Annotated in this window: 11 protein-coding genes and 6 pseudogenes; 7 read left to right on the top strand and 10 right to left on the bottom strand. The window is 38.8% G+C overall.

Features of this window, described 5'->3' with window-relative positions:
• Position 1 precedes the first annotated feature (1 nt).
• Complete coding sequence (locus VL20_RS23760) at positions 2–1,045, top strand: IS630 family transposase (RefSeq protein WP_052278015.1); 1,044 nt, start codon at positions 2–4, stop codon at positions 1,043–1,045.
• A 131-nt stretch (positions 1,046–1,176) separates the two neighbouring features.
• On the opposite strand, the pseudogene VL20_RS23755 reads toward VL20_RS23760, so the two are convergent.
• The 6 genes and pseudogenes from VL20_RS23755 to VL20_RS23725 form a co-directional block, all read right to left on the bottom strand.
• Positions 1,177–1,463 (bottom strand): annotated as a pseudogene (locus VL20_RS23755) (ISNCY family transposase); the annotation flags it as partial.
• Positions 1,464–1,563: 100 nt separating this feature from the next.
• A complete protein-coding gene (locus VL20_RS23750; RefSeq protein ID WP_002768225.1) occupies positions 1,564–1,845 on the bottom strand; it encodes a PIN domain-containing protein in 282 nt (93 codons plus the stop codon).
• A gap of 88 nt (positions 1,846–1,933) precedes the next feature.
• A complete protein-coding gene (locus tag VL20_RS33275; RefSeq protein WP_441293349.1) occupies positions 1,934–2,158 on the bottom strand; it encodes an AbrB/MazE/SpoVT family DNA-binding domain-containing protein in 225 nt (74 codons plus the stop codon).
• 251 nt (positions 2,159–2,409) lie between these two features.
• Entirely contained in the window at positions 2,410–3,267 is an 858-nt protein-coding gene (locus VL20_RS23740; RefSeq protein WP_052278013.1) for an IS5 family transposase, read from the bottom strand.
• Positions 3,268–3,730: 463 nt separating this feature from the next.
• Positions 3,731–4,246 (bottom strand): annotated as a pseudogene (locus tag VL20_RS23730) (hypothetical protein); the annotation flags it as partial.
• A gap of 3 nt (positions 4,247–4,249) precedes the next feature.
• A pseudogene (locus VL20_RS23725) lies at positions 4,250–4,459 on the bottom strand (transposase); the annotation flags it as partial.
• An 88-nt stretch (positions 4,460–4,547) separates the two neighbouring features.
• On the opposite strand from VL20_RS23725, the gene VL20_RS23720 reads away from it, so the two are divergent.
• Both VL20_RS23720 and VL20_RS33270 read left to right on the top strand, forming a co-directional pair.
• Positions 4,548–5,381, top strand: coding sequence for a transposase (locus VL20_RS23720; protein ID WP_284525807.1), 834 nt, complete (start codon positions 4,548–4,550; stop codon positions 5,379–5,381).
• Positions 5,356–5,568 carry a hypothetical protein gene (locus VL20_RS33270; RefSeq protein ID WP_052275239.1) on the top strand — a complete coding sequence of 71 codons (213 nt, stop codon included), beginning with the start codon at positions 5,356–5,358 and terminating at the stop codon, positions 5,566–5,568. The genes VL20_RS23720 and VL20_RS33270 overlap by 26 nt, the downstream gene beginning before the upstream one ends.
• A gap of 202 nt (positions 5,569–5,770) precedes the next feature.
• Here the strand turns inward: VL20_RS33270 and VL20_RS30280 are convergent.
• Positions 5,771–6,735: pseudogene (locus VL20_RS30280) on the bottom strand (IS630 family transposase); the annotation flags it as partial.
• A 59-nt stretch (positions 6,736–6,794) separates the two neighbouring features.
• Positions 6,795–7,847 (bottom strand): annotated as a pseudogene (locus tag VL20_RS23705) (AAA-like domain-containing protein); the annotation flags it as partial.
• Positions 7,848–8,322: 475 nt separating this feature from the next.
• Here VL20_RS23705 and VL20_RS23700 point away from each other — a divergent pair.
• Entirely contained in the window at positions 8,323–9,576 is a 1,254-nt protein-coding gene (locus VL20_RS23700) for a competence/damage-inducible protein A (protein ID WP_052278011.1), read from the top strand.
• A gap of 196 nt (positions 9,577–9,772) precedes the next feature.
• Positions 9,773–9,904 carry a hypothetical protein gene (locus VL20_RS33265; protein ID WP_002768233.1) on the top strand — a complete coding sequence of 44 codons (132 nt, stop codon included), beginning with the start codon at positions 9,773–9,775 and terminating at the stop codon, positions 9,902–9,904.
• 83 nt (positions 9,905–9,987) lie between these two features.
• Here the strand turns inward: VL20_RS33265 and VL20_RS23695 are convergent, their stop codons facing one another.
• A complete protein-coding gene (locus VL20_RS23695) occupies positions 9,988–11,583 on the bottom strand; it encodes an Hsp70 family protein (RefSeq protein WP_052278010.1) in 1,596 nt (531 codons plus the stop codon).
• Between the two features lie 191 nt (positions 11,584–11,774).
• On the opposite strand from VL20_RS23695, the gene VL20_RS23690 reads away from it, so the two are divergent.
• Entirely contained in the window at positions 11,775–12,374 is a 600-nt protein-coding gene (locus tag VL20_RS23690) for a Uma2 family endonuclease (protein WP_052278009.1), read from the top strand.
• Between the two features lie 99 nt (positions 12,375–12,473).
• A complete protein-coding gene (locus VL20_RS23685) occupies positions 12,474–12,941 on the top strand; it encodes a DUF29 domain-containing protein (RefSeq protein ID WP_002757365.1) in 468 nt (155 codons plus the stop codon).
• Between the two features lie 77 nt (positions 12,942–13,018).
• Here the strand turns inward: VL20_RS23685 and VL20_RS23680 are convergent.
• A pseudogene (locus VL20_RS23680) lies at positions 13,019–13,303 on the bottom strand (Uma2 family endonuclease); the annotation flags it as partial.
• Between the last annotated feature and the right edge of the window lie 65 nt (positions 13,304–13,368).

The raw sequence follows: 13,368 nt of genomic DNA, 5'->3' as shown, positions 1-13,368 counted from the left end.
CATGATTAACCTAGAATTCACGGAAGAAGAAAAGAACTCACTGTATTATGAAAGATTTCATCATCCCCATCCCCGGGTTCAACTGAAGATGGAAGTTCTCTGGTTAAAAAGCCAAAAGATACCGCACCAAAAAATTTGTCAGTTAGCAGGAATCTCGCCAAATACCTTATTAACCTATCTTCGAGATGAGCAAGAGGGCGGAATAGAAAAATTAAAAGAAATCAACTTCTATCGCCCTAAAAGTGAATTAGAGTCTCAAAAAGAAACCCTCAAAAAATACTTCGAGAAAAATCCACCAGCCACAATAAATGAAGCTGTATATAGGATAGAAGAATTGACGGGAATAAAACGAAGTCCTACCCAAGTGAGAAAATTTTTAAAATCAATGGGAATGAAATGTTTAAAAGTAGGTTCTCTTCCTTCTAAAGCTGACCCAGATGAACAAGAGGACTACAAAGAAAAAAAGCTAGAACCCAGACTAAATGAGGCAAAAGAAGGAAAAAGGGCTGTTTTTTTTGTTGATGCCGCTCACTTCGTCATGGGAGCATTTCTCGGTTTTGTTTGGTGTTTTGAGAGACTTTTTGTTAAGTCACCGAGCGGGCGTAAACGCTTCAATGTTTTAGGAGCATTAAATGCAATAACTCATGAAGTTATTCTGGTAACATATGAAACTTATATTACGGCAACTCAAGTCTGTGAACTCCGGTCAAAAATAGCTGCTTTAGGACTAATAATTCCCATCACTCTCGTCTTAGATAATGCCCGCTATCAGAAATGTAAAATTGTTGAAGAATTGGCTCTTTCTTTGTCAATAGAGCTGCTCTATCTGCCGTCTTATTCACCTAATCTAAATTTAATTGAAAGGCTGTGGAAATTGGTCAAAAAGAAATGTTTATATGGTAAATATTATGAAAACTTTTCTGACTTTTCTTCAGCCATTTATGAATGTTTGAATGATGCCCATTTGAAACATAAAAAAGAACTGGATTCCTTGCTGACTCTACGATTTCAGAAGTTTAATAAATCTCAGATTATGAACGTCTAAAGTATAGCTATAGTCCCTACTGGCAATGGGTTTTAAGCAATATATTAGTAAAAATCATCAATTGAATGTTAAGAAGTGCGGAAAGTGGGTCATAATTTTGTAACCATGACCAACTTACCCCTGTTACTCTAGCAATTCCTCGTCAGGAAATTCGTTCGAGCAAGAGTTGATCAATTAATTGTTTGGTTTCGTCAGAGACGGTTTTATTAGTGGGATTGATCACAAACGGTTGACCACATTCTTTACCTTGACGTTTGGGTTTTCCATTATGAATAGAACCATTCTTGATCCTATGGTGAGAACCACAACGCTTGACAGGGGAATAGAGGTGAACTAGGGGGGTATTTTGTTCGGTGCTAGACTGATATTTGAGTAAGCCAGACAGGAGCCAGAAAAAGATATTTATCAGAAAAGTCATGAGCAAGCTAGAGGTTTAAAGACTGAGCGGGTTCCAATTATTTTTATTAATAAATATTTTACACAATTCATACCAGGTAAGCAAGAGGGCTACGGCACTACTACCGAATCATTACCAAAACTCGAAATTTAGCTATAGTTATAGCATCTTCCTCATTGCAAGCAATAATTTCTAGACTATTTTGTAATAATCCTTCATCTCTCAATCGTTTAATAATTTCCTCTGGGGATTCTCCTAAGTCAACAATTTTCGATAATACCTCTACCCAATTAATAATACTGATATAACAGCCATTAATCAAGGCATTTTCTACAATTTCTGCTCCTAGTTCATCTCTAAGATAAGCTAAAAAGGCAGAAGCATCTAACACAGATTTATTCACTTAAATACTCCTGTCTGCGTTCTTGAATAAGTTCATCTACTAAATTTCTATCAGGTGATTTATTTTTTAAGTACCTAGGCAAAATTATTTACACATGACGATCATTGCCCCGTAAGGGTTTTAGCTCGATCGGGCAGGTAATTAATTTTGCATGACTACTTAATAAACCTCTTAATTTTTTAACTTGATTTTTGAGACTAACTAATTGCAGTGTTCCATTATCTTCCAGAGTTAAAATCAATCTATCTCCAGATTCTAAATTAAGAATTTGTTGGATTTCTTGCGGTAAAGTTAAACGTCCTTCTGGTTCAATATCAAGTATGTATTAGAACTCTTGCAAATTAATTATATGTTATAATGATGGGTTAACTAATTTTCCCCAAAAAATTAGTTAACCAGTACATTAGTCCTGAATGAAAACTTGAAGTTTAACTTTTAACTCAAAACTCTTTAGATATGCTTTAATTTGGTTATCAAAACCTCTTTATTTAAGCAGCACAAACTATCTCAATTTTTATAATTGAGAATAAATTCTCCTTGACTTGATTAATCTTTAGGCAACTTTTAAGAAGCTGCTATACCTATCCCTAACTCACAGTTATAAATAGCCGCCAACAAGTTAACTCTTAAACTATATCTTCGACGACGATTCCGATATTTACAGGATAAGATTTTAAAGATTTTGAGTTTCCTATTTATAGGTTCAATGATAATCCTTTCTTTGGCTAAAGCCTTGTTATACTCTTTTTCTAACTCTGTTAATTTTCTATTTTTCGATTTCTTTTTCGGTGTATAACTATTACTATGGTATGCAGCTATTCCCTGATAACCACTGTCTTCTATGCTGGTAGTTAAAGGATGAAAACGAACTCGACTTTTTTTAAATAAACTAAAATCATGACCTCTACCTTTCCCACAAAAGACACAGATAATTTCCTCGGTATTTTGATCAGCTACTAATTGGGATTTTAAAGTATGATAACCTCTTTTACCCCCCAAAAAATCTTTCTGTTTCTTTTTGGGGCGTTCAATGGGAGTTTCCGTTACATCCATTACCGTTACGACCGGTATCTCTGCTTGATTGAGTAAAGCTTTTTTTCCTTTTAAACGGAAGTTTCCCGATTGTAAAAGCATTTTTTCCGTCTTATTTACAATCCGACATATAGTTGATTCTGATAGTTCCCAGCTTGTACCAATGTGAAAATATGTTCTATATTCTCGCCAATATTCTAACGTTACTAAAACTTGTTCTTCTATAGATAGTTTAGGTTTCGGTCCCCTTTTAGATGGTGAATTAGAGTCGGCTTCAACACTTTTTACTGATTCTACCATCTTTCTATATGTTGGTTTATACACACCGAAACGGCGTTTGAATTGTTCATCTGATAAGTTTTGATAATCCATAATTTTGCTAATAAACATAGCAAAATTATAGATGATTTCCTCACCTAAGATAACATTTTATTCTTTTTTCCACTTCAATCTAAGAATTGAGAAAAAAGCAAAACCTTATATTATACCATAAAAAAATTATGCAAGAGGTCTATTGTTGAGAAAGTGATGAATTAGCAACTGTCATAACTTTATATTTCCTTGTTTTCTACCTATTTCTAGTTTAGCAAAATTCTCAAAGTTAATCCTGTAGGGTGCGTTAATGAAATGTAACACAAACAGTAAGTTTTGGAGGTTCTTCGTTACTTGGTATGGTTCGATAGGGGGGCATAAATCGACTAAATCCTTATCTGGCAAGAGACTTAATTGATTAGTTCGCTCTAGATAAAAAACAATTGACAAAAATCGCTAAATGCCTTTCTCTATAAGGGTTCCATCCCTTATAACCCCCGTCCATTGCATAACACAAACCGAAGAGCCGTTTTGGAAAGACTCAAGCTCTAATCACAGTAATTTTATATTGGTTTTCTGTCACCACCACCTGCGTTGATAACCTTTCTTCCATTGGTAAGGCATTTTTGCGCCTATCAAAGATAAATAACCAACCAAAATCTAACCCCAAACGTGCTAAATAAGATTCTAATTGTTCAATTCCGTCAGCTTGGGGATCGCGTTTTTTATCCCGCCATACTTTTAATTCAATCCCTAAAATTACATCTTTATACTGCAAACATAAATCCATTCTATCACTACCAATGGCATATTCCCTTTCTAAAACTCCCCCACCATTCACCACACGATGTAAAAAAGCCATTAATACTATATGTGGAGCGATTTCATGATAACCAGTGCTACCTAATAAGGGTTCGACCTGTTGTCGCCAAAACTTGAGAAATGCTGTTAATAAAGCATCTAGATTTAATTCACCCTCTGGGGTTAACCAAGTGGGTGCAATCATGGGTAAAGATGCCATCGGTGTGACTGTTAACACCCTGGGTAAGCTTTTACGCATTTAAGTTACATTGACAGCATTACCCTTATTTTTAAGTTTTCTACTCCATTTAATAATCAATCCCCCTTCATTTAAAAGCTGATTGACTACTTTTTCCAGTTCTTCTTTATTTTCAAATTCTCGATTAGCTATGTACTCTTTAGCGGAATGCCACACTAATTCTATTAGGTTGTAATCTGGACTATAAGCTGGTAAAAACCTGACTGACGGACACAAGTGGGTCAAAACCTGACAAGACAAGGGTTGCCAAAAAGAAAAATATCTGGGTAGATAGGGAAAAAGCAAGAATCCCTACAAGATGAAAACCGAGAACAGAATCTTCTCCCAAGTTTATTCCTATCTAGAACAAGGAAGCCGATTTGTGGATAAAAGACATTTAACCGTCCTCAGTTGGATGGTGACAGCCCTACTCAGTAGTCAAAGTCTCAATCAAGCCAGATGGGAACCCTTTGTACAAAGCAGAGCCGAACAAGCCAATAGTTATCAGAGACGGTGGAATCGCTTTTGCCAGAATGGAAGAGTAGCGGTGGAAAAGATATACATCCCCTTAATATTGAAAGCCATCGAGACTTGGAAGGAGAAGGGGGAAAGACTGTATCTAGCAATAGATACCACTCTGTTGTGGAATCAATACTGCTTTGTCTATCTAGCGGTGGTCTGCGGGGGGAGAGCCGTCCCCTTGATGTGGATGGGATTAGAACATGGTAGTGCCAGCCTAGCTTTTGAGAAATACGAACCCTTGTTGGACAGAGCCAAAGGCTATCTTCAGGGCTTTGAGAATGTCATGCTGTTAGCCGACCGAGGCTTTGCCAATCAGCAATTAATTCAATGGCTCAGGAAAAATACTTGGCATTGGTGTCTTCGCTTACCTTGCGATACCCTCATTTACGGTGTTCGCCGTCGGGGTTTTGGCTATGAGGTCAGAGAACTCTATCCTCCCAAACGGCAAGCCTGCTTTGATCGCAACGTTCAAGTCTGGCAGGAGGCTAGAATCACTGCTCATCTTGCTTTAGCCTCTGTTCCAGGGGTTAAGGATAATTGGGCAATTCTGAGCGATGAACCTCCTACCCTTGACACCTTCTGGCAGTATGGTCTTCGTTTTCCCATTGAACATCTCTTTCAAGGGCAGTAAATCGGGCGTTTTTGACTGGGAACATTCTCGTGTTCGCTCTGCTGCTTGTTTAGAACGTCTCTATCTCATTGTTGCCATTTCTATTCTCTTTGCTACTTTAACTGGCATGGCGGTTCAACAATCTGGCTCTCGCCGTCAGGTTGATGCTCATTTTCGGCGTGGTTTGAGTTATTTGAAAATTGGTTGACGTTGGCTGGCGGGAGTTGTTCATAAGGCGCGTCCCTTCTTGCGACTTGACCACTTATTTTCTGTTGACCCTTTTCCCTGTTTTGCTTCTCGCAAAGCTCGTCAGGATTATTATGGCAAAATTACCTTTTCTTTTATTCAGGAGTTTGAGGCTTTCACATAACAGTACTTGTCTTTGTATTGAAAAATGTGTCCGTCAGTCAGGGTAAAAACTCTAGCCTAATATTGGGCAACTCTTTTTCCACCTGCTCAATAACATCTTTCTTTTTGTGATAACTAGCATTGTCTAATATGATGATAATTTTCGGTCTTTTTTCTCGAAAATCTTCGGGCAGATTTCCCAAGTTTATCCATTCTTGACGAATCTCTTTATGAAGTTTCTTTAATTGTTCATGGAAAGTTTCTGAATTTCCTTTTTTGATCATAAAACAGACTCGTTTTTTGTCATTATATCTTAAGGCTCCCATCACATTCACCCTTCCTCTTTTTCTTTGTCCATTCACTTTTTTTCGCTTTCCTTTTTTTGTCCAAGCTCTCCTTCTTATTACTCTCAAACTAAATCCACACTCATAAGGGGCTGTGTGGCGAACCTGCGTCGCCACACAGCCCCGTCCCAAAACCATACCTGGATTGACTCTGGCTTTTCTTTAGCCAACCTTAAATATTCATCTAATTTTTCTTTAAATGCTTTTCTTAATTTCTTGTCTTGCTTATCTTCTAGACTATATTTCGCCCAGATATACACATACTTTTTTCTTCTCAATATTCTTCTCACTTGCGAGCCACTCAGTTTAATTCCTGTTTCCTTTTCTAGATGCTCTGCTAATCTTGCCGCTGTCCATCTCCCGAATTCATATCCAAATTCCTTCGGGTCTTCATCAACTATTTTCAATAGTAAATTAATATATTCCTCTGTGGCTTTTTTATGATTTCCATTTTTTCTCCCATCTTCTAGACTTTCTAAATTGTTAGGATCGCCGTGAACACACCAAGGGGCGACCGTTTTGAGTGAACAGCCAATAAACTCAGCTATTTCTCGTTGAGTTTTTCCGTCGTTTAGCAAGAGAAACATTAAAATTCTTTCCCTAACCTCTGCTCTTTCTTCTTCTTTAAGAGCTTTTTGTAAGTTTTTCTTTTCTTCTAAGTCTAGGAAATCTTTGGCTGGCATAAGTAGGATTTTTCTCAAGTTACTATTTCTATTTTAGGTGGTTTAAGTGCGTTTTAGCTTAACACTTCTCGATAAATGGGATTAGCAATAGTTAATCCTCCGTAGGGGTGCATTTTACATAATCCTAAATCCATCACAAATTGAATATCATCATTGGGAATATTTCCTAATTCTAAACCTGCTAACATCGGTTCAATAATGGCTTTAATTCTTGGTTCTCTTAACCTTTCCGCTAAACTATCTAAATGAGTATCCTGACGAGCAATTAATATTTCCTTAGCTTGTAAAATGTGTTTTTTGGTAATAGCAATACTTCTATCTTTTACCATTTTTTCTACAATTTCTTTAGCTAAAGCATTGACTAACCAAGGTTGTCCTTGGGTTAAATCATAAGCTGTTTCTATTGCTTCTGGTGTAAAAATTTGTCCTGCTGCTGCTGTATGTTGTTGATATAATTCTCCCACTTCTGCAAGATTAAAATTTCGCATAGTCAGAGAAGCAACTTTTATATTAAAAGGACTAGATGTATTTAATCTATCACTACCTCCCGATGCTACTTTATAATCTCGCACATCTCGCAAACCAATTAATCCTACTGATGAGGGAAAATTTTCTGGACGATTGGGAAAACCATCTCTTAACTGTCGTAAAACTGATATTAATGTTTGGTCTTGTAAAGAGTCAATTTCATCTATAAATAATACTATGGGACGATTTATCGCTTTTGACCAATCTGATAAAAAAGCCTTGATTCTGCTTCCTGCTTCTTCCTGTTGCCATTCTTTTACAGGTGGTTGCAATTCTTTAGGTAAACGAATATTTATTGTATTATACCATGCCCCTAAAATTGCCAATTCTGCGGCACTAGGATCATGATTAAATGCACTTCCTACTTCCACTGATACCATGACTGCGGCATAATTTCCTCTATCGGTAAGTTGTTTTGCTAGGGATAACATAGCGGTGGTTTTCCCTGTTTGTCGTGGTGCGTGTAGGACAAAGTAACTATGCTGTTGAATTAGCTCCTCTAAATCTGGTAATCGCACTGTGGGAGAGAGCATATAGTGGATATCGTCTTTACAGGGACCGGCAATATTAAACCAGCGAGTCATAAGTAGTCATGCAAAATTAATTACCTGCCCGATCGAGCTAAAACCCTTACGGGGCAATGATCGTCATGTGTAAATAATTTTGCCTAGGTACTTAGAATTTTATTATTTAGTGGACATTTCAATTTTAGATGATTTTGGTGGGGTTTGTGATGGCAGGAAGGAAGAGGTGATGCTCGGTCATACTTTGTTATGCTTGATTATGATCAATTATTGTTATATAAGGGAATAATACGCTGATTTTACGTTTGCTCATAGGTAGTGATTTTATTGTCGTGTAATCAGATATGGGCTGTTCAGCAACAAATTGGCATTTAATATACAAGACTTTGATTCTTGATAGCTTACTGGTATAATACTGGAGCGCACTGGTATTGTTAACTTCCAGTACCATCGTTACCGAAACCCGATCGCACTGTGGTGACAGGAGATCAGTTGATGATCAAAATTGAAAATCTTAAGCTAATTGTCAAAAATTATGGCCGCTGAAATTATTTGTGTAGGAACGGAATTATTATTAGGGGATATAGTTAATACTAACGCCCAATATTTAGCCCTAGAATTGGCAAAATTAGGCATTCCCCATTATTATCAAACGGTGGTGGGAGATAATGTAGAAAGACTGAAAAAAGCGATCGCTATTGCCCGAGAACGTTCTTCAATTTTAATTTTTACCGGGGGACTCGGACCTACTCCCGACGATTTAACCACAGAAACAATCGCCGATTTTTTCCAAACGCCTCTCAGGGAAGATCAGGAGATTTTAGCAGAAATCGAGGCTAAATTTACGAGTTTAGGGCGAGAAATGCCTCCTAGTAACAGTAAACAGGCTTTAATACCCATAGGAGCCGATTTTTTGCCAAATCCGACGGGAACCGCCCCTGGCCTGATCTGGCAACCACAGACTAACGTGACTATTCTCACTTTCCCCGGAGTACCCTCAGAAATGAAGAGAATGTGGGTAGAAACGGCGATTCCTTACCTAGAAAGTCAAGGATGGGGCAAAGAGAGGATTTATAGTCGTTCTCTCAAATTTCGCGGTATTGGTGAGTCAGCTTTAGCGGAAAAAGTTGCCCATTTATTCGCTCTGACTAATCCCACCGTTGCCCCCTATGCTGGTTTAGGCGAAGTGCGTTTGCGAATTGCGACGAAAGCCCCTTCTTTACAGGCTGCTTTGCAGGTAATTGAACCGGTAGCGACGGAAATTAAGGAAATCGCCGGATTAGATTATTTTGGGGCTGATGATGATACTTTACCCGCGGTGGTGGGGGAACTTTTGCGGCGGCAAAAACAAACTTTGAGTGTGGCAGAATCCTGTACTGGAGGGGGATTAGGGGAAATTATCACCCAAATCGCCGGCAGTTCCGATTATTTTTGGGGTGGGGTTATTTCCTACGATAATCGGGTAAAAGTTGCCCTCTTAGACGTAAATGAGCAGGATTTAAATAATGTCGGGGCTGTCAGTGCCATTGTTGCCCAACAGATGGCCCTAGGCGTGCAAAAACGCCTCACTACCGATTGGGGGATCAGTATCACGGGTATTGCCGGACCGGGAGGAGGCAGTGAGACGAAACCTGTGGGCCTAGTTTATATCGGTTTAGCCAGTCCTGAAGGAAAAGTGACTGTATCTGAGCATCGTTTCGGAGAAAATCGAGATCGCTTGACCATTCGCCAGATTAGTGCCTATACCGCCCTTGATCGCCTACGCCGGAATTTATTAATAATGTCTTAAAAAAGAATTGCCAAGAATATATACTCAGACTAAAAAGTTATGTTAAGCTTAATATAAATACAAGATATAGATTCCCCCGCTCGTCAGATTGAACAGCTAAACGATGAAAATCAGTTAAAATTCTCTAGAATAAAGCTGTTGCGGGGATCAATCGACGAAAACTCATAGCTAGTATCTCAAAGGAGCCATTTGGTCAATGGACTATTTAGATGAAGTGATAGAAAAATTGAGAGAATGGGCGCGCAAACTGATCGACAGTGTTTTTGGTCCGGAACCCGAACCCGAACCCGAACTAATCCCGATCCCCGTGCGCGATCACAGTCGATAAAGCCACCAGTAAAACAGAATATTGCGATAATATCAGTGCAAACTTACCATGAGTCTGCACTTGATTTTTAGGTGAAGCTAAGTCTAGCTTAATTTGGTGACTATTTGATTATTTAGTAACAATTCTTGACTGAGTAAATCTTCCACATTAATCCGCAGAAAACACTGATCATCAATCCAGAACTGCACTTTAATGCGATCTTTACCCCGGAAACCTAAAGGAGCGAGTTGAGCGATGGATCTTGCTCCCTCGCGATCATTTAAGGGTTGGACGCTAGTTTCTCCATTACTCAGGGAACGAGTAATTAATTTATCACCATCAAAATAAACCTCCATTGCTCCACTTTCTGTGCCTAATTCGCCGATAATTAACTCAATGCTAGGCTGATTGTCCACAGAAACACCTAGGACTAATTCCACGGGTTTTTCCATGGGATAGGGTTGTCCAGAGTTAATAATTGGATGCCAAGCGTGGGCATTTTTGCGACGATTCCAGTAACGAATGCCGTAGCTATGATAGAGAAAATCTTTGACTTGATAACCTTGGGCTAATTGTAACGCTCCCAAAGCGATCGCTTCAAAGGGTCGATCCTCTTTAATTTTACTACTATCAAAATACTGTCGCACCCAATCTTTTACCGCCGGAATTTGTACAGTTCCCCCAACTAATAACACCGCATCGATGTCGCTAACTTCAATTCCATTGCGTCTTCCCTGTTGCAAAACTCCCGTCATTAAATCATCTAATTGATTAAAAAAGTTTTGTTTTTGGAGAATATCGGTCAATTGTTCTCGATCTAAACTTAACTCGTAACTCTCGAAATTTTCCTCATCAAAATATACCTCCTCGGCGGTTAATTGGGAAGAAAGTTTAATTTTTAATCTTTCTGCTAGACGAGTAGTCAGGGAAGTTTTCGCTAAAGATTGCTTTTGGGCAAAATAATCGACAATCCAATCGTCGATATCTGACCCCCCTAAATTTGTCCCCGCCTTGGCTAAAACCCTCGCTAGTTTAGTTTTTTGGGCGGAATTATTGCCTAAAAGTTTTTCTCCCCACTTGAGAATAAAACCTTGATTTTTTTGAGGATTATCTAAATCTAATTGTACCAAAGAAAGATCGAGGGTGCCACCGCCAAAATCTACCACTAAAATCACTTGCTCACCCGTGGTTCCATAACCTAAAGCGGCGGCCGTGGGTTCATCAATTAGTCGAATTTGTTCGATTTCCCACCCCTGACAAACATTACTTAACCAATTGCGGTAACTTTCAAAACTATCGACGGGGACGGTTAAAACTAGAGATTGGGGGGTTTCCAGGGTGGTGTTTTTTAAGTTGTCGATGATGCTATCAAGAAACCATTGACCAACCCCCTCGAAACTGAGGACAGTTTCCTCTAATTCCGGTAAAAATCCTTGAATTTTTGCGCCGATACCTCGTTTAAAGCGACGAAAAAAACGCGGGTCTCGATCGATATCTAAACCCCGATCGCGCACTGCTTGACCGGCAATTACTTGCAGAGGATTGGCCGATTTAATATAGAGTAAACTGGGAATTAGGGGGGGATTGTCGGCTATTTGTTGGGATAACTCCGATAATTTGACGGTTTCGGCCCTATTTGTCGCCCCATTCCAACGAGTAATGACGGTATTACTGGTTCCGAAATCAATAGCGTAGAACACGATCGATAGTTTTTAGGTAAATTTAGTTAATTATTGGCTATTGTAACCTGTTATTTAGTGAAACCGCCCGATCGAGGTGGAAGTTTCCCAAAAAAATCGGGAATTTGTTCAGCGCAAGCTCAAGAATTCTGAGCAAAAACTTGACAAATAATCTTTAATAGTATATATGAGTTGCACCTGATCAAAGGATTATGTTAGCAGTTACTACCTCACCCGAAACCCTCTCCTTAGAAATTCCTAGCGCGATCGCTCTCTCTATCACCCTTGAACAGTTTGAAGCCCTTGCTGCGGTCAACCGTGACTTAAAATTAGAACGTACAGCCCAAGGAGAATTAATCGTGAATCCCCCGACAGGTGGCGAATCAGGACAGCGAAATTTTCGTATAACAGGACAATTGTTTCGCTGGTGCGAAGAAAATGAAGCTTTAGGGGTCGGGTTTGACTCTTCCACCGGATTTATACTACCAAATGGGGCGATTCGTTCTCCTGATCTATCTTGGGTGAGTCGAGAACGCTGGGAATCTTTAACTCCTAAGCAGAAAAAGGGATTTATTCCCCTCTGCCCCGATTTTGTGGTGGAATTGCGGTCTGAATCCGATAGTCTTGACAAATTACAGAAAAAACTGCTCGAATATAGGGAAAATGGCGCAAGGTTAGGCTGGTTAATCGATCCCCAGAATCGGCAAGTTGAAATTTATCGTCAGGGAAAGGAGGTAGAAATATTAGAAAATCCCACTGATTTGTCGGGGGAAGATGTTTTACCCAATTTTAGCTTAAATTTAAAGCTCTGATGTTTAAAGGGGTCATCCTGCGATATTTTGCCAATCTTTTTGAGATCAGGGAGTCGCTTCTAAATTATCTAAGAATTCCTTTTTCTAGGTCATCATCAAATGAGCATCGAAAAGTCTTTAGTTTCCTCAGGTAAAAGTCTTTATCAAGAAGATTTCTACCGATGGTTACAAGAAACCGCTAATTTACTCAAAGAACATCGTTTTGAAAAATTAGACTTAGAAAATTTGATCGAAGAAATTGAAACGATGGGAAGGAGTGAAAAACGAGAACTAGAAAGTCGCTTAACCGTCATTGCCGAACATTTGCTTAAATTGACTTACTGGCTAACTGAAAAAGAAGCAAATGCTCAAGGGTGGCGCAGCACAATTGTTGAACAACGCCGACAAGTTCAACGCTTATTAAAAGAGAGTCCAAGTCTGAGAAGATTGATTCCTGAAATCTGGATAGATTGTTACCAAGCAGCCAGAGAAGATACTGTAAGAAAGTATCTTCTCTCTGCTGATTTATTCCCGATTGAATCACCCTTCACCCTTGCAGAAATCCTTGATTCTGACTATCTTCCTTAAAAATGAAGTTTGGTATTTTATCGATGAAGACAATGCCCAACAAAGCAAAGCGTTAAACGGCAATCACTACCTCTGATTTACCAAATCAAAGTAAGATTTAAACTAAATTCTGGCAGAATACTTTCCCCCGATAAACTCTCTGGATTAGTTAAAATTTCTACTGCCTGTCCTTGACGATAAATTTCTACTTCTCTCGTTTTTCTATTGATTAACCAACCTAAACGAGTCCCATTATCTAAATATTCCTGCATTTTTTTCCTAGTAGTTTCTAGGCTATCACTAGGAGACATTAATTCAATGACAAAATCGGGAGATAGAGGTAAAAATCTTTCCTTTTGTTGCAGGGTAATCGCGCGTCGTTTTGTATAGATGGTAACAGACAAAAATCCCTAACTGTTAATTTGGTGACGACGAACTGGCCTGAGTT

Source organism: Microcystis panniformis FACHB-1757, from assembly GCF_001264245.1.
Classification (GTDB): domain Bacteria; phylum Cyanobacteriota; class Cyanobacteriia; order Cyanobacteriales; family Microcystaceae; genus Microcystis; species Microcystis panniformis.
The sequence above is the reverse complement of the archived record's forward strand: the minus strand, read 5'-3'. Positions and strand labels throughout refer to the sequence as shown.